25 protein-coding genes, 1 tRNA gene and 1 pseudogene are annotated in these 18,182 nt (G+C 47.6%); 12 read left to right on the top strand and 15 right to left on the bottom strand.

Translation table 11 applies throughout. The features are described 5' to 3' along the window. Nucleotides 1–153 precede the first annotated feature (153 nt). The 4 genes from nagZ to ACWQXP_RS14325 form a co-directional block, all read right to left on the bottom strand. The gene (gene nagZ, locus ACWQXP_RS14340) at nt 154–1,257 is read right to left on the bottom strand and encodes a beta-N-acetylhexosaminidase (RefSeq protein WP_454063568.1); all 1,104 of its coding nucleotides are present in this window, start codon (nt 1,255–1,257) and stop codon (nt 154–156) included. After that, nucleotides 1,254–2,768, bottom strand: coding sequence for a leucyl aminopeptidase (locus ACWQXP_RS14335; protein WP_454063567.1), 1,515 nt, complete (start codon nt 2,766–2,768; stop codon nt 1,254–1,256). The genes nagZ and ACWQXP_RS14335 overlap by 4 nt, the downstream gene beginning before the upstream one ends. A gap of 56 nt (nt 2,769–2,824) precedes the next feature. After that, nucleotides 2,825–3,481 carry a 7-carboxy-7-deazaguanine synthase QueE gene (queE, locus tag ACWQXP_RS14330; protein WP_454063566.1) on the bottom strand — a complete coding sequence of 219 codons (657 nt, stop codon included), beginning with the start codon at nt 3,479–3,481 and terminating at the stop codon, nt 2,825–2,827. Between the two features lie 204 nt (nt 3,482–3,685). Further along, the gene (locus tag ACWQXP_RS14325) at nt 3,686–4,381 is read right to left on the bottom strand and encodes an HAD family hydrolase (RefSeq protein WP_454063565.1); all 696 of its coding nucleotides are present in this window, start codon (nt 4,379–4,381) and stop codon (nt 3,686–3,688) included. 119 nt (nt 4,382–4,500) lie between these two features. On the opposite strand from ACWQXP_RS14325, the gene ACWQXP_RS14320 reads away from it, so the two are divergent. From ACWQXP_RS14320 to ACWQXP_RS14305, 4 genes are all read left to right on the top strand, one after another. After that, a tRNA-Leu gene (locus ACWQXP_RS14320) sits at nt 4,501–4,584 on the top strand. Between the two features lie 511 nt (nt 4,585–5,095). Next, on the top strand, nt 5,096–5,317 hold the full coding sequence (locus tag ACWQXP_RS14315) for an AbrB/MazE/SpoVT family DNA-binding domain-containing protein (protein ID WP_454063564.1): 222 nt from the start codon (nt 5,096–5,098) through the stop codon (nt 5,315–5,317). A 110-nt stretch (nt 5,318–5,427) separates the two neighbouring features. After that, nucleotides 5,428–5,787, top strand: coding sequence for a nucleotide-binding protein (locus ACWQXP_RS14310; protein ID WP_454063563.1), 360 nt, complete (start codon nt 5,428–5,430; stop codon nt 5,785–5,787). A gap of 661 nt (nt 5,788–6,448) precedes the next feature. Further along, complete coding sequence (locus ACWQXP_RS14305; protein ID WP_454063562.1) at nt 6,449–6,676, top strand: hypothetical protein; 228 nt, start codon at nt 6,449–6,451, stop codon at nt 6,674–6,676. Nucleotides 6,677–6,715: 39 nt separating this feature from the next. On the opposite strand, the gene ACWQXP_RS14300 is transcribed toward ACWQXP_RS14305, so the two are convergent. The 7 genes from ACWQXP_RS14300 to ACWQXP_RS14270 form a co-directional block, all read right to left on the bottom strand. Beyond that, nucleotides 6,716–7,543: an AbiTii domain-containing protein gene (locus tag ACWQXP_RS14300; RefSeq protein ID WP_454063561.1), complete on the bottom strand. Its 828-nt coding sequence runs from the start codon at nt 7,541–7,543 to the stop codon at nt 6,716–6,718. A gap of 10 nt (nt 7,544–7,553) precedes the next feature. Beyond that, nucleotides 7,554–8,495 carry a hypothetical protein gene (locus tag ACWQXP_RS14295; protein WP_454063560.1) on the bottom strand — a complete coding sequence of 314 codons (942 nt, stop codon included), beginning with the start codon at nt 8,493–8,495 and terminating at the stop codon, nt 7,554–7,556. Nucleotides 8,496–8,892: 397 nt separating this feature from the next. Beyond that, the gene (locus ACWQXP_RS14290) at nt 8,893–9,114 is read right to left on the bottom strand and encodes a hypothetical protein (protein WP_454063559.1); all 222 of its coding nucleotides are present in this window, start codon (nt 9,112–9,114) and stop codon (nt 8,893–8,895) included. Between the two features lie 258 nt (nt 9,115–9,372). Then, on the bottom strand, nt 9,373–9,834 hold the full coding sequence (locus ACWQXP_RS14285) for a hypothetical protein (RefSeq protein ID WP_454063558.1): 462 nt from the start codon (nt 9,832–9,834) through the stop codon (nt 9,373–9,375). Between the two features lie 10 nt (nt 9,835–9,844). Next, nucleotides 9,845–10,282, bottom strand: a complete 438-nt coding sequence (locus ACWQXP_RS14280) for a hypothetical protein (RefSeq protein ID WP_454063557.1) — start codon at nt 10,280–10,282, stop codon at nt 9,845–9,847. A gap of 146 nt (nt 10,283–10,428) precedes the next feature. Next, nucleotides 10,429–10,758: a helix-turn-helix domain-containing protein gene (locus tag ACWQXP_RS14275; RefSeq protein ID WP_454063556.1), complete on the bottom strand. Its 330-nt coding sequence runs from the start codon at nt 10,756–10,758 to the stop codon at nt 10,429–10,431. 2 nt (nt 10,759–10,760) lie between these two features. Next, nucleotides 10,761–11,117 carry a type II toxin-antitoxin system RelE/ParE family toxin gene (locus ACWQXP_RS14270; protein ID WP_454063555.1) on the bottom strand — a complete coding sequence of 119 codons (357 nt, stop codon included), beginning with the start codon at nt 11,115–11,117 and terminating at the stop codon, nt 10,761–10,763. A gap of 191 nt (nt 11,118–11,308) precedes the next feature. Between ACWQXP_RS14270 and ACWQXP_RS14265 the strand changes: the two genes are divergently transcribed. Further along, on the top strand, nt 11,309–11,629 hold the full coding sequence (locus ACWQXP_RS14265; protein ID WP_454063554.1) for a hypothetical protein: 321 nt from the start codon (nt 11,309–11,311) through the stop codon (nt 11,627–11,629). A gap of 45 nt (nt 11,630–11,674) precedes the next feature. Further along, nucleotides 11,675–11,893: pseudogene (locus ACWQXP_RS14260) on the top strand (tyrosine-type recombinase/integrase); the annotation flags it as partial. A 10-nt stretch (nt 11,894–11,903) separates the two neighbouring features. Here the strand turns inward: ACWQXP_RS14260 and ACWQXP_RS14255 are convergent. Both ACWQXP_RS14255 and ACWQXP_RS14250 read right to left on the bottom strand, forming a co-directional pair. After that, on the bottom strand, nt 11,904–12,203 hold the full coding sequence (locus tag ACWQXP_RS14255) for a type II toxin-antitoxin system RelE/ParE family toxin (RefSeq protein ID WP_454063553.1): 300 nt from the start codon (nt 12,201–12,203) through the stop codon (nt 11,904–11,906). Further along, nucleotides 12,200–12,445 (bottom strand): CopG family ribbon-helix-helix protein, encoded by a 246-nt coding sequence (locus tag ACWQXP_RS14250; RefSeq protein ID WP_454063552.1) that lies wholly within the window; start codon nt 12,443–12,445, stop codon nt 12,200–12,202. Before ACWQXP_RS14250 ends, ACWQXP_RS14255 begins: the two co-directional genes overlap by 4 nt. On the opposite strand from ACWQXP_RS14250, the gene ACWQXP_RS14245 reads away from it, so the two are divergent. Both ACWQXP_RS14245 and ACWQXP_RS14240 read left to right on the top strand, forming a co-directional pair. Continuing rightward, nucleotides 12,444–12,824, top strand: coding sequence for a hypothetical protein (locus ACWQXP_RS14245; protein ID WP_454063551.1), 381 nt, complete (start codon nt 12,444–12,446; stop codon nt 12,822–12,824). The two genes, ACWQXP_RS14250 and ACWQXP_RS14245, sit on opposite strands and share 2 nt — an antisense overlap. A 347-nt stretch (nt 12,825–13,171) precedes the next feature. Further along, nucleotides 13,172–13,429 (top strand): hypothetical protein, encoded by a 258-nt coding sequence (locus tag ACWQXP_RS14240; RefSeq protein ID WP_454063550.1) that lies wholly within the window; start codon nt 13,172–13,174, stop codon nt 13,427–13,429. A gap of 171 nt (nt 13,430–13,600) precedes the next feature. Here the strand turns inward: ACWQXP_RS14240 and ACWQXP_RS14235 are convergent, their stop codons facing one another. Beyond that, a complete protein-coding gene (locus ACWQXP_RS14235; protein WP_454063549.1) occupies nt 13,601–14,263 on the bottom strand; it encodes a hypothetical protein in 663 nt (220 codons plus the stop codon). A 358-nt stretch (nt 14,264–14,621) separates the two neighbouring features. On the opposite strand from ACWQXP_RS14235, the gene ACWQXP_RS14230 reads away from it, so the two are divergent. From ACWQXP_RS14230 to ACWQXP_RS14220, 3 genes are all read left to right on the top strand, one after another. Further along, nucleotides 14,622–15,614, top strand: coding sequence for a ChaN family lipoprotein (locus tag ACWQXP_RS14230; RefSeq protein ID WP_454063548.1), 993 nt, complete (start codon nt 14,622–14,624; stop codon nt 15,612–15,614). A gap of 228 nt (nt 15,615–15,842) precedes the next feature. Then, on the top strand, nt 15,843–16,088 hold the full coding sequence (locus ACWQXP_RS14225; protein ID WP_454063547.1) for a CDGSH iron-sulfur domain-containing protein: 246 nt from the start codon (nt 15,843–15,845) through the stop codon (nt 16,086–16,088). A gap of 235 nt (nt 16,089–16,323) precedes the next feature. After that, nucleotides 16,324–16,500: a hypothetical protein gene (locus tag ACWQXP_RS14220; RefSeq protein WP_454063546.1), complete on the top strand. Its 177-nt coding sequence runs from the start codon at nt 16,324–16,326 to the stop codon at nt 16,498–16,500. A 97-nt stretch (nt 16,501–16,597) separates the two neighbouring features. On the opposite strand, the gene ACWQXP_RS14215 is transcribed toward ACWQXP_RS14220, so the two are convergent. Continuing rightward, nucleotides 16,598–17,344: an arylesterase gene (locus ACWQXP_RS14215; RefSeq protein WP_454063545.1), complete on the bottom strand. Its 747-nt coding sequence runs from the start codon at nt 17,342–17,344 to the stop codon at nt 16,598–16,600. Between the two features lie 135 nt (nt 17,345–17,479). Between ACWQXP_RS14215 and ACWQXP_RS14210 the strand changes: the two genes are divergently transcribed. Further along, nucleotides 17,480–18,157 carry an ABC transporter ATP-binding protein gene (locus tag ACWQXP_RS14210; RefSeq protein WP_454063544.1) on the top strand — a complete coding sequence of 226 codons (678 nt, stop codon included), beginning with the start codon at nt 17,480–17,482 and terminating at the stop codon, nt 18,155–18,157. Nucleotides 18,158–18,182: the final 25 nt, after the last annotated feature.

Below are 18,182 nucleotides of genomic sequence, written 5' to 3'. Positions count from 1 at the left end.
TCTATTGGTCCCAGGATGAGAAGAAATCTGTGTTCTGATGAATGAATCAATGATGAAGTGTTTACCTAATCAGATCATGGGGCGTAAAGTCCAGAAGCCTATCGTACGTCATAGTGCTCAATGCAGAATTTTATAACAATCTGAAAGTGAATCTCAGGTTTGAGCAGACGAGATCGTTTGAATTTCAGCAAGAAGGTTCCGATGTGATGACGAACCAACCACTTGGGCTATCGAATGGTAATCCACAGGCGTATAGGAAGCAAGGAAACGTTGTTTCAGTGCAGATATCCGAGCGAGGCTCATATCCAGCCGACTTTCAGAAATCGTGCCTTTTTGAATGGCCTCTTCTACCGCCTCAATGGCTTCGGCCTGACGAGTCTGTTGGTGGCAAATGAGAATGAGATCAATGCCAGCTTGAATGGATCGCACGGCGGCCTCACCCATGGACATGTGTTCAGCAATGGCATTCATTTCGAGGTCATCACTTAACATCACACCAGAAAACCCGATTTCGTCACGAAGCAATGTTGTCATGACTTTGTGGGAAAGGGTCGCTGGAACGGTGTCATCTAATGCGGGAAAATGAATATGCGCACTCATCATGGTCATGAGGCCATGAGTGATGGCTGAGCGAAACGGATGGAGTTCAATCTGTTCTAATCGTTCCTTGGAGAGCGTGACGATTGGCAATTCTTTGTGGGAATCTTTCGTCGATTCGCCATGTCCAGGAAAATGTTTGCCGCAGGCAATAATCCCATGGTCATGAAGGCCGGAGATCGTTGCGTTGCCTAACGTACACACTTGCTCCGGGTCTGCACTAAATGCCCGATCCCCAATGATGGGATTCAACAGATTGGTGTTCACATCTAAGACGGGTGCCATATTCATATTGAACCCGACTGTACGTAACTCTTGGGCTGTGACTGCCGCCGCCTGATAGGCATAGTCAGTCGATCCGCAGGCTGCCACAGTTGCTGCAGGCGGGAAGATCGTAAACTCCGGGGGCAAGCGAGACACCTTTCCTCCTTCTTGATCAATAGCCATCAAAAGGGGGGAAGGGCCTGCAAGGTCCTGCAGAGCATTGGTCAAATGTGCAATTTGATTGGCGTCGACTAAATTGCGCGAGAACAAGATGATGCCTCCAGGTTGATAGTCTTGTATCCAAGAGATCAATTCTGGAGACAGCTCCGTTCCATCAAAACCGATCATGAACAGTTGACCGACTTTTTCACGAAGCTTCATGGCGGATTTTGTCATGTATGAGACTTCTTAGTGGAATTCAAGAGAAATTGAATGAGGAGCCTGGTCCCAATGGCTGTCGGTCCTTTACTAATACAGGGACGGTCGGTTGCACTCCAGTCGGTACTGGCGATATCAATGTGAACCCATGGGAATTTCCCAACGAATTGCTTGAGGAACATGGCTGCCGTGATCATGCCTCCTCCACGGCCTCCAATATTTCGCATATCCGCGACATCACTTTTTAACTGCTCAAAATACTCATCCCAGAGCGGCATTTCCCACACGCGTTCTCCCGAGCATTCCCCAGCCTGCCTAAACCGGTCTTTGAGTTTCTCATCGTTCCCTAACATGCCAATGGCAAATTGTCCGAGTGCGACGATGCAGGCACCAGTGAGCGTGGCAATGTCAATGACGCAGGCAGGTTTGAAGCGGCTGGCATAAGCCAAGCCGTCGGCGAGAATTAATCGGCCTTCGGCGTCAGTGTTTAACACTTCGACAGTTTTCCCTGACAGCATCGTGAGAATATCACCGGGTTTTGTGGCTTTGCCTCCCGGCATATTTTCAGCAACGGGGAGGAGTCCGATAATATTCAGCGGTAAACGCAAACGGGAAGCGGCACGAACCGTCGCCAAGACTTCTGCGCCCCCGGTCATGTCGGCTTTCATGTGGTCCATATTTTCCGCGGATTTCAGCGAAATACCTCCGGAATCGAAGGTGACCGTTTTCCCAACAAACACGATAGGTTTTTCACCCTTTTTCCCGCCTTGATACTCCAAGATAATGAATTGTGGAGGATGTTGACTGGCTTGTCCCACTCCCAATACGCCTCCCATCCCAAGTTGCTTCATTTTGGCCGGATTGAGGACGGTTAACCGAACCTTCTTTTCCTTAGAAATTTTCTTCGCTTCTTCTACGATGCGAGAGGGAGTCATGACATTAGCGGGATGGTTGCACAGATCTCGCGCAAAAGATGTCGCCTCGCCTGTGGCCGTGCCTCGTTCAATACCGAGTTTCACGTTGGCGAGTAAGGATGACTTATCGACTAATATGGTCATGCTATTCAAGGGTTTATTATTGTTAGAGGTATCCGTTCGGTACGTTGAAAAACGATAATCCCCTAAAATCACACCATCGACCATGGCTTGAGAAAGGTCATCAGGCGATAGTCCTGGTTGGTCGAGTCCAAGAATCGTGGTCGAAAATGACCGGACTTCGGCCTGACAGACACGTTTGGCCACGGCGCCCATGGCTTGTCGCACACGATCTAATGTCAGCTCTTCACGTTTTCCGAGACCCACAAGGAGCAGGCGTTTGGCAGGTATCGCGCCGCGTGTATGGACCAAGACGCATTGGTTGAGTTTCCCTTGGAACTCTCCGCTTTTCCGCAATTCAGCTAATTGGCCGCCTAGATTCCGATCCAGAGGGTGAATGGCCTTATTGAGGGCACTCTCTCCTTCATATCCTGGAATGACCAGCACTTCAGTTGGGGTCCCTGTCAGTGTTCCTTGCTTTACAGTAGTGTTCATGCAGTCCTCTTGCGTACAGTGAAAAGTGAGTAGTGGAATTCTCCCCGCTTATGCGACTAGACTCCGCGCATGTCCGGGGCCCAAATGAATTTATGGAGTTGAACTTGAAAGCGAACGGGAAGTTGATCTTCAAGAATCCATTCAGCGATTGGCTGAAGGTCGAGTTCACCAAACACGGGGCTGAATAAGACTGGGCATCGATCAATCAACCCATATTGCGCTAACACGTCTTTGGCCCATTCATAATCCTGACGGTCTTTGATCACGAATTTGGCTTCATCCTTCTTTGATAACCGGTCAAGGTTGGTCCAGTCCATTCGATCAACCATCCCACTGCCGGGACATTTTACATCGAGAATGACATGGGTACGCGGATCGACCGGTGCGGTGTCGATGGCTCCGCTGGTTTCGAGCAAGACGTCAAATCCTTGATCGCACAACACGGAAATGAGCTCTGTGGTCGCGGCTTGGCTCAGGGGTTCCCCGCCTGTCACTTCGACTAACCGGCAGTTGTACGTGCGTACGTGTTTGAGAATTTCTTCGAACGACAGGCGCTCCCCGCCATGAAACGCATAGTCGGTGTCGCACCATGTACATCGAAGGGGGCAGCCGGTGAGCCGGACAAACACGCACGGATGTCCGGCAAAGGATGATTCACCCTGGATACTATGGAAAATTTCTGTGACTTGAAGGTGACGGTTCGTCAAATCCATGAGCACTTTGGGTCAGAAGTTTAGGTTTGTTGGAGTGAATGGCAGGGTGACATATACACGACATGCCTATGACATCACACGTACCATGTTAACACAGATTTCTCGATTCGTATCTCGTTGCTGATAAATCGTATCTAGACAAGAAAAGACAAGAAGCTCTTCTCACGAAATACGAGATACAAAAGATGAACGACGATTCACGCCCTAGACCCACTCGGTCACCGGCCAACCTTGTTCTTTGGCTCGGCGCGTCATGCCGCGAATGGGGTTCACGACAATGGGATTTCCCACCACTTTTAGGGCTTGATAATCCCCTGGACTATCTCCATATGCATAGCTTCGCGTCAGGTCTAAATGATACAGGGCGGCGAGATCTTCAATGATTCGACGTTTGCCTTCGCCATACGGGAGCGGGGCATAGACTCGACCGGTGTATCCGCCTTCCGTCGTTTGCAGTCGTGCGGCTTGGACGATAGAGACATCTAAGACTTCTGCGAGCGGTTTGACAAGAAAGTCCGGCGATCCGCTAATTAATGCGACATGGTGCCCTGCCTGTTGATGACGAGAGAGAATGCCCTCCCCGCGAATCGAGAGTTTCGCGCACACTTCGTTGCGGACAAACTCGTCAGCCAGCGGCTCGATAAACCCAGGTTGTTGCCCGACTAAATAAAGTTTATGACGACGGAGCGGACTAAGTGAGACTGGAGGGATGCGTTGCGTCAAAAACCAGATACTCTCTCGCATCTGCTGAAACCCGATCACACCCAATTTCCATAAATGCCGAAAAAACAGCACTTCAATTGAGAGGCCAGGGATTAAGGTGTTGTCAACATCGAAAAAAGCGCCAATCCAATTTTCTTGGTATTCAGGCGAAGGGAGGTGCGACGACGAATTTGGCATGAGAAATTTACGAAAACGTTTAAGATGAAATAGATGAACCAACTATAAGAATTTCTAAATTTTACTTACGCCCCAGTTCGTTGACAAGGGGAAAAAAGCGATTCATAATGGGACCGAGTGCCGAAGTGGTGGAATGGCAGACACGCACGTTTAAGGGGCGTGTGGCGCAAGCCGTGCGGGTTCAAGTCCCGCCTTCGGCACCAAATACACATAAATCTACAGTTTACTCGCCAGCTTCAATATTCGAACATTACCACCGAAAATAGCTAGGACTTGAACCGGGGGTTTTGAAGGGGGTATGTCCTCTTCATGGGGTGACCGGAGCGTAGCGGAGGCACGAGGGGGCGTGGCCCCCTATAGCCGTTCCTATAAACTTGCGGACATATGAAGTGGTGTCTCGCGCTGTGTTAGTTGGAGTGAATCGACTGAAAGTTATTTGGTTTCGCTATAGTGAGAGCATAGCCAGGCTTCCGCTCATGCGACTTCAAGTGCCCGCCTTCGGCACCAAACTCTTTCTTCCTCGCGATATCCTCTCCCTCTTTTCAGATAATACCGAGTGCCCGATTTGAGTGGTAATCCCTTGCCTGAACGTACAAGTGTGCGTTCGAATAGGTTAAGGGATGTTGGGAATTTCAAATTGACGGATGCATGAGGGCAGTGTGGTATTTCTATGGTATACCAGTTTGGTATTACTTTCTGGGTTGGAGGGGGAGCATGAGCACGAGTCGAATGACTGAAAAAGGCCAAATCACCATACCGAAACTGTTGCGAAACCGACTAGGGCTACACCCTGGCGATGAGGTTGAATTGAGAGAGGTGAAAGATGGAATTCGAGTACAAAAGAAAGCATCACCTGCCCGCTTTGCAAAATATTGTGGGTTTTTAAAACCGCTAAAAGGAAAAACCTCGGACGAGCTTATTGAAGATATGCGTTGACAATGATTACGGCGGTTGATACCAATATTCTTCTTGATCTCCTCATTCCCGGTTCTTCAAATGTTAAGGAAGCTCAGCATCAATTAGACGACGCGAGAGAAAAGGGCTAGGTGATCCTTAGCGAAGTGGTCTTGGCCGAGCTTGCTGCATATTTCCCAAGCTCTCATGTATTAGAAGTATTTCTCGTGGATACCAGGCTCGAACTCCTGACGAGCGACCAAGAAGTGTGGGTTCGTGCTGGGCAAGCCTGGGGAGTGTATGCCAAACGTCGAAAGAGCGTCATGGTTTGTGCAAAATGTGGGGGGAATCAACAGGTGCATTGTATGCAATGCCAAGCCTCACTACGGAGTCGACAACATATCGTGGCTGACTTTTTGATAGGCGCGCATACGGAACTTCGAGCCGATCAGCTATTAACCCGAGATCGCGAATATTACCGCACCTATTTCCCAAACCTTTCTCTCGTCTGATCGTAGTCTCGATGTCTCCCTGAGAATTTCATTTCCTCTATCACTCTACATTTTGCCTTGTTCGTTGCCTTTTTAATGCATCTGCACTACGCTTAATTCTTACAATCACACAACGCTTCCTTCCGGTTCTCGCCCTCGCCCTATTAGGGAGAGGGAAGGGTGAGGGTAACGCGCAATCGAACTGAAAAGGCCTGATGATTAAAGTCTAAAATACTATCTGTAATCCTTTATGCCCACAGTTTTTCTCAGCTATGCAAGCCAAGATGAAGCCTACGCAAAATCCTTAAAACAAGAATTGACCAACCACGAAATCACCGTCTGATTTAATCTTATTCCCATCGACATCAATATCCATCACTTTTCCTCAAAGAAGGCTCCTAGGCTTCATGTTTTCTAAACGCTACGCCACGTCGCACCTAAAAATTTACACCTCCCCTGCGTTCGCTCCTCTCACTTGCCCCATGCTTCGCATGGGTTCCGGAAAAATTCCTAGACAGCGACGGCAACGAACAAACGGCATGGACCACGGTTGGCACTGCCTTTCAAAATGACAAAGGCAGTATTTCCCTGCGATTGCCAGCCAATATTGCGGTATCCGGTGACGTGGTGTTATTTCCGAAAGATGATGACCCGGCGGAAGACGAATAGAGCAGGGGACTGTATGCACCATGTCCCGCGACGCGCTCAAGCCGGGAACGGCCTTCCGCTCTACCTAGTCGAAGACGATATTTTTGTCTTCGTGCAGCCGTGCTCGATCATTGAAGGGGATGGATTATTTCGGCGGTTCAACATGACCGCTGGATTTATTGAGCCAGATTGGTATCGATTTAAGATGGATGCGGCACATTTAGAACGAGCAGGGGGATTTCGATTTTGTGTGATAAGATAACGCATGGAAAATTGCAGAAGAAATATTTAGTGGAAGCGACTATTCAAACCACTTTCTTAAAGTTTCAGACAAAGTTCCTATAGAATTCGCGTTTCGCATTACCCACTCTGTGCCTTTTTTCAAGAGAGTTTTTCGCTCTGTTTCAGATGCAGAGGGAAGATTGTCCAAAATTTCCTCAAGTTCATTTCTTTCGCTTTGAGGGACGCCATAACGCTTAAGGTCGCTGTGCAGACTATTGTAATCACCAATTTGAAGCTCAGCATTTGAGACATTTCCAATGACTCCCGCGAAATTATCTATATTAAAAGTAATATTTGATGCGCGTTTCACTTCCTCCCTAGAAAACGTAAGGCCTTCACCTAAAATACCCTGGCCCTCCACCTCAAGACTCCAATTAAGAATCCTATTCCTTACAGATTCAACCATACCTATTAACTGATTTTTCCCTACAAGGAGTGTTGGAACCATACCTAATCGGAAACTTTCTGATTGGCCGAAAAATGTAATCAATACGTCATGAGGTAGAGGTACCTGCAAAACCCCATCTTTTGCATCAAAAGAAATATCTTCAAGCTCTCCAATTGATTGCCCAATGACGCGTTTTGAAAGTGTTTCTTGGGACTTAGAGTCTTCCATAATTACTGGCATCCAACCGTTATGGGGATTCCAAGCTTTTAATTCCCCTTTTACAATACGATAAGGAGGTGCTTCCTCTGTAAAGTTACCGTTCATTTCATCTTCGCACCACTTCCTAAAATCCGTTAATTTAAGCTTTGTTGCAACAACCAGAGCTTTTCGTAGTAAGTCTGTGACACGTTGGTTTTTATCCAATGCCGACTGTTGAAGTTCTAGAACTAGAGATGACATATTATTTAAATTAATCGTCCTTTGACATTATGTATTGATGATAGCCACACAAACCTCCAAAATCTTGTTCTTCAGGGGTAAGTTCGGTGCTACATATTGAACATTCCTCATAGGTTCTTGTGGCAGTACAGGCGGCGCAAAAATCCTCTTCTCTAAGAAAAGTTTCAAGACTACAGTTAAAGCAAGTAGTTACAGAAGGTACCTCTCCATCAGTCATAGCTACAGAGTCTTCCCATTCATAAGCTTTTGAACATGCCGCTTCTATAATATTCTCGAATTCCGACATTTCGCCGCACGCGCGGCAATAAAAATACATTTCCATTCTATCTTCTACTTCAGGGTTATGTGGTTTTATTAATTCTGATTGACAAGAAGAACAACGAAAACAATCTGCAATAGTAGAGATTTCGGCTTCTTTCCAATTGATTTTGTCGAACTCGTTTTTACAGTCCTCAAGTTCTCGGTTGTAAACCTCTGCAACATCCAGTAAAACTTTCCATGTATCCTCACCTAAAATTTCTATAGGATCTTCATTTAATTGAGTCGTGATAAAGTTTCTTAAAATAATGAAAGAATCAGCCATTAGCTCTCTTAGACGTGATGGAGTTTCCGGCGTACAATAATGTTCTATGTCATTCCTAATATCCAATATACATTTAAGGGCTTTAACTTTGATGATGATTCCAAGACTTTTAAAACGTTCAATAATTTGTTGGACATCTACTGTTTTTCGCCCTGAACGCTGGAATGTAAATTTTCCTTCTGTATCAAGAGTAGGCAAAATCTTTTGGAAAATTAAAGCCTCGTCAGAGTCGCTAGGAGAAAGTTCTCGAAGCTTTTCCTTAAAGATAAGTAAAATACCCGCTGTTATATTTCTAACTGCCGATAAAATCCGACGATGATCGTCATCGGAAGCTTGATAGTCTTCTATCCCAATTTGAATTGACTGCACCGCGTTGTCGAGAATGGTATTCATTGAAGAAATAGAGGAGGTCTGGTTTCGAGACATTTAACCGACATAATGTGGAAATGAGTGATAATATAGATTACTACAAATCAGACATTCTTTTGCCAAGCGTTTCAATGCGTTAGGGTTTCTGTCTTCCGCTCCGAACGCGAAGAATATCAATGACATCCTTCTTGATCTCGTCATACACCAGATGGCTTTTGTAGACGTAGCGCCGGATATTGCCCTCGAAGGCCCGCCCTCATTGCGGATTATCCATGAGCAAATCAAAACTATAGAAGAGGCCGTCCAGATATTCCTGGGCTTGCTTCACCAAAATATTGAATTGTGTAGTGAGTAATCGCTTTGATATCAGATTGCGCGCGCCGGGAAAGCCTGTAGGTCATCCACCATTCATCTCGGTTTTGACTTCGGCCATGATATCGGCTGGGGTGCAAGGTCCAGCGAACCCGCTGTCGATGCCCTCTTGAACATCCCGGCGTTCAACCGCCTTCTTCTGTTCGAGGGTGAGACTATCCCACAGCTTCATATCCTCATCCGTGGGAAAGACGGTTGAGGAGAATTTCACATGGGAAATGTCGTCTGTTATGTCGATGTCGCTCATAGGCTCAGAATACCAAAGAACCTTCAAAACTGCACGGCTTTTCTTTCGGTGTGGACAAGGAAAAATTAAGGCTTCTGTCGGTTTTCATTTTCCGGCATACTTTCCCTATGAATATCACCGCGTCATTTTGGAAAGTGGCTCGTGTTCCGTCCCGTCGGCACGGCTATAAGTTCAAAAGCCAGAAGTTTTGGCCACGTCTGAAGAATACCCGCCGTTTTAACATGCCAAAGCCGAAATGGACGAAGTAACCGCGTCCCGTTACCGGCGAGCGAATTGTTCTTCGAGTTCGGCTTCTTCCCGCTGTGGCCGTGATTTTCGACCTCTTGGAATGTCATGGGTCATCACATCCACGTCATAGAGAAAGGCTTTCATCATCCGAAAGGCTCCCCAAACTTGCGCGTGAAGGTGCTGCGGGTCCGGCACCTCTTGTACGGCCACCACCAGCCCCCGTTCAACCCATGTGAGCCACGACGTATACCCGCTCCCCAACTCCCGGACGATTTCTTTGGCATGTGCCGGGTCAAAGTCGTGTTCACACACGGCCAACGCGCAACACTGTAATAGCCGTTCCGCATCTTTCCATTCTCTCGGCGTGAAGTCACAGCGAGAGCCAATCGTGCGTTTCATGGTTTCTAGGAGCAACGGAATATAATTGCCAAGTACCCGGTCAACATCAACGTGTTGGGCAACCGTCCGTTCTCGTTCCGCTTTCAACGCCATACGATGCCTCTCACAGAGAATGCTCCTTATTGGGTGGGTCTGAAGGCGGTAGCAGGCCCAGTTTGATGAGTTGTTTTGTGACTGGCCTTCCACCAAACATGAGTTCCAACTCTTCAATGGAATCGCGGCCCGCTTCATAGCGTTGTTTCAGTAAGTCCGAGCGCCGATTGGTCGTCCAAAAGACCTCCTTCGACTCCTTAATCATCCGACCTTGCTTGCCCAGCGCCCAACACCATGTTTTTTCCTCATCTTCAGGTTTGAACTGGGGTTTCGGTTCAAATTGCTCCCAGATCGCGAACTGGATCAGCTTCATAATGATCTCGTGATTGGTGGGGGAAATGGATGGGTCTACGCGGTGCGGCGTGGTGTTGTTCAGATCGCTTTCAATCCGCGCCATCGCTTTCTTCAGCCGCCAGAGGCCCTTCTCTGCCTTCTCCCTCATGGCCATGTCCTCCTGTGCTTAAAATTTCTGCCGTTTCAGGTGTGCTGGGACAGAGTCACCCTCCTCGGTTTTGTTACATTAGAAATCACGACGCTGCATGAGGCCTATGCCGTAGGATTTGAACCGGGGCAAGCGCAGGCAAAGGATGAGGGTTAGGCCATCACCACTTCTTGCAGCGGTTCGTTTTTTCGACGTCGTGAGACTTGTACGGTGACTTTCCGATCCAGTTTATTCAAAAATCCAAACAGGCGTTCAGGAGAAAACAACGTATAGCGCCCGTTCATCAGGTTCGAGACTTCCGGTTGCTTAATCTCCAAGAGCGTTCCGATTTCCCGTTGTTTGAGCTTTTTTTTCTCAAGGATCGTGCGCACGGAATGGCCAAGTTTGGCCCGTGTCAGCAGTTCGTCAGCATCATCAAGGCCCACATCGGCAAACACATTGCCGGAGCTTTCTTCAAAGGCTATTTTCCCATTCTTCTTCATCACTATTGCTCCTTTTCAATTTCCACGGCTTCCTTGTAGCGCCGTGCAATCATCTCGACATCGAGTTTGGCGGTTTGGCGTCCTTTCGGCGATTTCTTTTGAAACGCATGCAGAACATAAACCCTTCGTCCAATCTTGACCGCATAGACGGTTCGAAACGTATCCGTCTCGAACCGGGTGACGATCTCTAACACACCACTCGCAATCCCTTTAAACGGCTTGGCTTTTGGCGGTTTATCTCCCTTTTGCACGTCATAGAGGGCCGCACCGATATCTGCCCTGACAACCTTAGGAAACGATTGCACTTGTTCCCGTGCATCGCCGACCCACACCACAGGTTTTATGTCATCGTCATCCATCTCTATTTCATGTTATAAGTAATTACTTATAATTGCAAGCAAAATAAAACCATTATGTAACACTATGGGGTACTCTGTTACATCCTGACGGCCTTAACCTGTCTAAATCACCCCCTTTTCCTTGCCTGCATGCTCCAAAAATGTAACACTTCCCTAAGCAATCTGTTACATTTCCACAAAAGTAGTCACCTATGCCAGAACTCGAATTATACGACATTGACGGCCAGCGCCTCTATCTTACACAAGAGGAACGCCACGCCTTTTTTGATGCTGCCATGCTCCAAGCGGGCGAGGTTCACACCTTCTGCCACACACTCCATTATACCGGAGTGCGGATATCGGAAGCTTTGGCCTTACGCCCGTCAAAAGTCGATCTGTCCGAACAAGCACTGATTATCCGGTCCTTAAAAAAACGCGACCGGATTATTCACCGGGCGATTACGGTTCAAGAGAGCTATCTGGATACGCTCGAACTGGTCCATGGGATTAAAGACGCGCAGAAGCAAAAGTAACGCAAACCACTCTGGAATTGGTCCCGCGTCCATGCGTGGCGATTAGTCATAGGCATGATGGAGCACGCCGGGATTGATACGCGCCTGCCCCATGCCACGCCCAAAGGCTTACGGCACGGCTTTGTGATCCATGAGCTTGCGCATGAAGTGCCGTTGAATCTGGTCTCCAAATGGCTCGGCCATGCCGACATGAAAACTACGACCATCTATCACAATGCCGTCGGCATCGAGCAGCGGGATTTTGCCTCAAGGATGTGGAGTTAAGCGAAGCGGCCTATTGCAAATTGGTAAACGTATCCGGCCATTTTCGGGAGGTGTGTAGCACCGCTAAAATACGGATGGTATTTTTCTTAATGGAATACGCCAAGATATAGGGCAGGCTGGGAATAATCAGTTCTCGTGTTTTGGGGACCCGTCCGGTTCGGCCTAATTCGGGATGGTGTTCAAGCGAATTGGCTGAGGTTTCGATTTTAGTCAGGACCCGATAGGCGGCGGCGGGATCATCTGCGGCAATGGTGTGTCCGATCTCTTGTAGGTCGTCAACTGCTTCCTTGAGCCAGACCAACTCCATCATGGTTTGAACGATTCAATCAGATCACTGACCTCGGACCGGGTATAGAATTTCCCGCCCTTGTCCGCTCGTTTGAGCCGTTGCCGAATCCGCTGTTCCTGCCATTGATGCACATCGAGGTAATTCTCAATGGCTTCATTAATCAGCCAGTTGCGTGACCGTTCAAAGTCTGCGGCAATTCGTTCCAGCTTCTTTTGTGTTTTCACGGGCATGCGCACCGTGACGTTTCCGGTATCCTCAGCCATGGCCTTGTCCTTTCGATTGCAATGTATTCTCTTGCAATCATACCAGCAAATCGAGGTTTCTTCCAGCAGTATTTTGCAATTTCCCGAACGCATTATTACAATTTGTCTCTCGTTCAACGAACCCGGTAAAACCTTGGCTCTCATGGCCGGCACCAAAAAACATGGCGATACGTGGTACGCGACCTACCTCGGACAGGACGAACACGGCAATCATTTGTACAAGGAAAAGAAAACGGGCCGGACGATGGTGTGGGCCGGGACCGTGCCCAGGAAAAAAGACGCGGTCGAAGAAATGTTAGACAACGCCGTCAAAGATGAAATGCGCCGTCGCCATCCTGACACCTACCAAGACCCGGACGACAAGGCCGGAACCGCTTAACCACCCTTTCCTTCTCTATCACCGTGTTTCCGTGCTTTTCGTATGTTCTGGTCAAAATCCCCGTTTGTCTCAAAATGTTTGTCCGAGGTTGCCCCGTAAGGCCGCTCAAACTTTACCCGTGATACCGGGTACTCCCTGAATATAGCCCTCGTCCTTTCTGTGGTGGGTGCTGGATTTTCTCTGGCCTTGCGCCTTGCACCGCCCACGCCATCCGCTTCGCTCCTGTCATGTTCGGATGCTGGTCTGGCGCTACGCCCGTTGCCTGATGTGTTCTCCTTTGTTGCAGAAATTGGCTTCCGTCCTTTGTGAGGAGCCAAGTTTCCACAACAAACAAAGGAGAACACCTCATGGCAACTTCAGATAAGAAAATCCCACCACTACAGGAAATCCCTATCGGTGCGATCCAAGCGGATATCTGGCAGGTCATCCCGGAAATGGGTCACTCGTTCCTCACCGTGTCATTCTCACGCTCGTACAAACACGGTGAGCAATGGAAAAACGGCCATTCCTATCAAGCGCATGAATTGGAAGCTTTGAGCGACGTAGCTGCTGACGCGAAAGCTTGGATGAAGCAGTACCGTCACTCACATCCGGGGGTGGCCTAATGGCTGCCCTCCTTTTTTTGAACAATTGGCAGCGAATACACCGTGCAGCAATAATAGATTCATTTGTATAAAGATGTCGTCCCTGAAAAACCTGAAGCCGCAACTGCATGATCCCTTGTTTTAAATCGATATTGTGAATCATCTCCAGCGAAGCAGGCGTCAATCAAATTCTCAATATTTGGTGAAGTTTTTAGATACTTTGTAGCTGATTTCCTGGTTTGTAGCCTTTTCGACCTCTAACCGGGCACCTTTATAATTAACAACGTTACCCTCAGTAAGATCCATGGTGAAGTTGGTGGTAAAAGGCGCTGAAATTCGGTCACGAGTAAATTCGCGATAGGTAAAATTCAGGATGTTTCCAGCTTTACCGTTATATTCGATAATTTGCTGCACGGCGCTGGGTTTTGAACAGGTACTATCAGGCTTATAGGTATAGCTGCCAAATGAACTATCAAAACAGCCTGACCAAAAATCGTCAATGCAGATTTCGTTGTCAGATTTTTTATAGCTAACGACACTCCCAAAACCCCGGATTCCACCAACAAAGTTTATAAACCGGATGGCCCTGCGATCAAAACTAAAGAACTCTGTCGATTTGGGGCCGTAGCGGCAGAATGTTGCATTTTCAATTTCCGCATACTTTCCTGTAATTTTATCGACCTCCAACACATCGGTTCTAAAGCCCTTACCCTGCATTAATAATCGGTCGCCGAGGTAGGCGGTGCTGGGAACGTTGAGTGGTGGATAGGAAATATTCTGGTAGGCAATATCTGGCGTACTTGAACAGCCTGAAAACATTAATAGTATAACCAATACCGCAAGTAATTTAGGCATCACCTATTCCTTTCTGCTATTAACTTGATAAATGGCTTCGCTTTTCCGTGAACGACGTATATGTCGGTTAAACAAATCCAATGTCGATGTCCATCTAATGCGGATATCCAAACTAAACCACTTTTGAGGGTTTTAACAAGCCAAAATTGCCGACAGGGGGGAATTGAAATAAATTGCCAGTTGCGTATCCTTGTCGTACATAGCCGTGTCTCCACCGCGCATCTGTGATGATTCATTTTGCTGATCAGTTTTTTTCTTGCCTGGTGAATCTAAGCAGCCAATAACGCTATTGCATAGGGATTTGTCGGCTCTCTGTATAATACTTGCAGTCAAAATGACTGTGTGTTAGATGATCTCTATGCATAGAATCTCAATGGAACGGTTTGCGTCGCAGCAATTTCAGAAGGTCACAATGTGGTCTTGTCTGTGTCTTCTGTTGTTTCAGGCATCGTGTGCTTCAACACCCGACTTGTCATCTACAGTGCGCGACTTTCAAGTTGGTCAAATAATTGAAGTGAAAACTGGGGAGCTCGTTGAGTTTGAAGATCTGAAATCTGTTTTGACGGATGCTGATGTTGTCTATATTGGCGAGGAGCATTATACGCCTTCCCATATTGATGCGGCGGTTCAGGTCTTAGAGACGTTAGTTGCCTCTGACCGTAAGCCTGCGTTGGCGATGGAAATGTTTAGTTGGGATGGTCAATCGGCACTTGATCAATATACTCAGCAGCATGTATTGACTGAGGCACAATTTCTAAAAGACTCGCATTGGGAAGAAAATTGGGGATCTGATTTTACGGGCTATGAACGGTTAGTCCATTTTGCGAAGGAGCATCGGCTTCCGCTCTATGCTCTTAATCCTCCACGTTCGTTGGTGCGGATGGTTTCCAAGCAGGGTCTTCAGGCAGCGTTGCTCGATCCCGCGATGGAAAAATGGGGAGTGAAGAAAGATATTTCGTTGCAAGATCCTGAATATGAAAAGGTGATTTTTAAACCCATAGAACTCTGTCATCCTGGATTGCCAAAAAAAATGTATGACAGATTTTATCAAGCCTCCATCTTTCGAGATGAAGGCATGGCCAAGGTAATTACTGGATATTTAGACCAGAAGTCTCATGACCAGGGTCCATTGGTCAGTTACACGGGTGGTGGCCACATTCAGTATAAGGTCCCCGTTCCCAAACGAGTGAGGCGAGATGCGTCTTTGTCGCTCAAGGATGTTTCGATTTACCTTATCGCGTTAGACCCTGTGAGAGAAGAGGACGTGCAGGAAGCGATTGATGAAGGCATTGCCGATTACATTTGGTTGAGAGCATTAGGTCCTAACGGTCCACAGCCCCGTTGCGGTTAGAAAAAAGCGTCGCTCGTGCCTGTGCGCTGAAGCGTTTTCAGCCTTCGTAGCCACTTCGGCGAAGTAGGCCTGGCGCGTACGCGTGAAGCGTATCTCGTATTTCGTCAAAGTCACAGGGCGTCTTCCACTGACTCGCGACGAGCCTTTGATTCCCTCTGTTGATTTTTGGCTTCTTGATTCATCAGAATACGAACTTCGTGGTTGTTTGACTATTTAGAAGGAGGAACAATGGGAGATCCGATTATTATTCCCCAAAAGCTACCGTACATCATGGAAATGGAACCTGGGACTTATTACTGGTGCAAATGTGGTCGATCAAAAACCCAACCCTTTTGTGACGGATCACACACCGGAACCGAGCATACACCAATGGAAGTTGAGCTCAATGAGGCTAAACGGGTTGCATGGTGTGGCTGTAAACACACAAAGAGGCCGCCTTTTTGCGACGGTACCCATTCACGGATTGAGGAGTAGCAAGCCAGGGCGCCTTGCCCCTTTATGTGGTGGATTGCCAGAATTATTTGAAAAAAATCAAAATAATCAGTAGGTTATGGTTTTAATGGCTGATAGATTACGGCCATTTTCCAAAGATGAGAAATTGAGGCCTGGTTATTGCGAAAGACCTCTTAAGTTTTATAAAATTTCAGCCTGATTAAGATCCAATCTTAATGTGTCATTAGAAACAAAGATCACAAGGGAGGGACCCGCAATGAAAGGCATATCAAAAGGTTTATTGGGATCGGTGATGGCTATGGCACTGAGTGCCTCTCCGGCATTGGCCAATGCACCAGGTGGTGGCTATGAAGGTATTACGGCCATGTATGTGGGCTTTATCGCTGCCATCCTCGGATACGGCGTATACGACATCTTCTTTAAAAAGTCATAAAGTCGTTCCGACAAGAAGTTTTTTCAAGTTCTCAAACCTTCCAGATCTGCGTGCTGTCAGGTCTGGAAGGTTTTTTTATGTCCGCCTCACTATGACTCTATGAGGTGATGGTGGCATTGGTTTTCAGTAACGGCTCTAAAAACGTAAGGAGATTTTCCACAATGACTTTATATCCTTCACCCGTCGGATGGATGCCGTCTGCCTGATTGAGCATTCGATGCGCGGCGACCCCTTCTAAGAAAAACGGCATAAAGGCGACGTCAAACTCGTTGGCCAATTGGGGATAGATCTCTGCAAATTGCGATGTGTAGTTGAACCCGTAGTTTGGGGGAATTTTCATTCCTGTCAGTAAAACGGTGATTTGGAGATCCGTGAGGCGTTGAAGAATCTTTTGAAGATTCTCATAGATGGTTTTGATGGGTTGCCCACGAATCCCATCGTTGGCGCCTAATTCGATAACGACAATACTGGGTTGGTTTTTCAGTATCCAGTCCAAACGGCGAAGCGCACCAGCGGTAGTATCGCCGCTGACACCCGCGTTCACAACACGATAGGGATATCCAGCTTGATCTAAATGCCGTTGCAGCCGAGACGGGTATGACTCTTCCGGTGGAACTCCAAGTCCGGCGGTTAAGCTATCACCAAATGCGACAATTCGTGGTCGTTCACTTTCGATTGGGTGGGTCGCTTGTGTGAGAGAACGTGTTGATGTCACCGCAGCAGAATCTATGTGCTGGTTAGAGTTTTTTGCAGAAGACAATGGCCTAGGGGTTTGCAACGTCTGCTCGTCTGCGGTATCGCATCCAGAGAAGACCATGCAGATTGCGCATAATATTGGTATCATAAAAATCAAGAGCCTGTGGAAGTCCAAACTGTTTTTTATGATTGACCCTACTTCTGATCTCACGATGGTGTTCAGTCTACGTTCTGTATTCATCTGTCCCACGTATTGGCCTTTCTCTTTTACCATATCGAATTTATGATTGTTGTCCAGAGTCTTGTGATGGAATTGAGGGCAGGGAGTCACGTCGTTCCCATTCTTCATGATATCACGTTTGAAATTCCTCAAAAGCAAGTCGTGGCCATTGTCGGCCCATCAGGAAGCGGGAAATCCACACTTCTCGGCCTGCTTGCCGGTTTAGATAAACCGACTCGGGGGTCTATTACGATTCATGGTACTGATATCACGGCATTAACTGAAACGGAAATGGTGCATCATCGTCGGGAGCATATCGGCTATATCTTCCAATCGTTTCATCTTATCCCGACTCTTACTGCCCTAGAAAATGTTGCCCTTCCTCTTGAACTCAATGGTGATCCAGGAGCAATGAGCCGAGCCAAAGAATTGTTGCAGGCCGTTGGCCTGGAAGATCGGCAAGACCATTACCCCGTTCAACTGTCAGGCGGTGAACAACAACGCGTCGCGGTTGCTCGGGCCTTCTCAACAAAACCCCCGGTACTTTTGGCCGATGAACCCACGGGTAATTTGGATAGTGCGACAGGAGAGCTTGTCATAGACTTATTGTTCCGTCTGAATCACGATCATGGGAGCACCATGGTCCTGGTGACTCATGATCAGTCTTTGGCTACCCGGACTGAACGTATTATTGCCTTGCGGGATGGCGAGGTTGCCAGTGATACGCCCATGATATCCTAGGACCGCATCGGAGTAAGAATCGTCA

It is taken from the genome of Candidatus Nitrospira salsa, assembly GCF_965152625.1.
The sequence above is the reverse complement of the archived record's forward strand: the minus strand, read 5'-3'. Positions and strand labels throughout refer to the sequence as shown.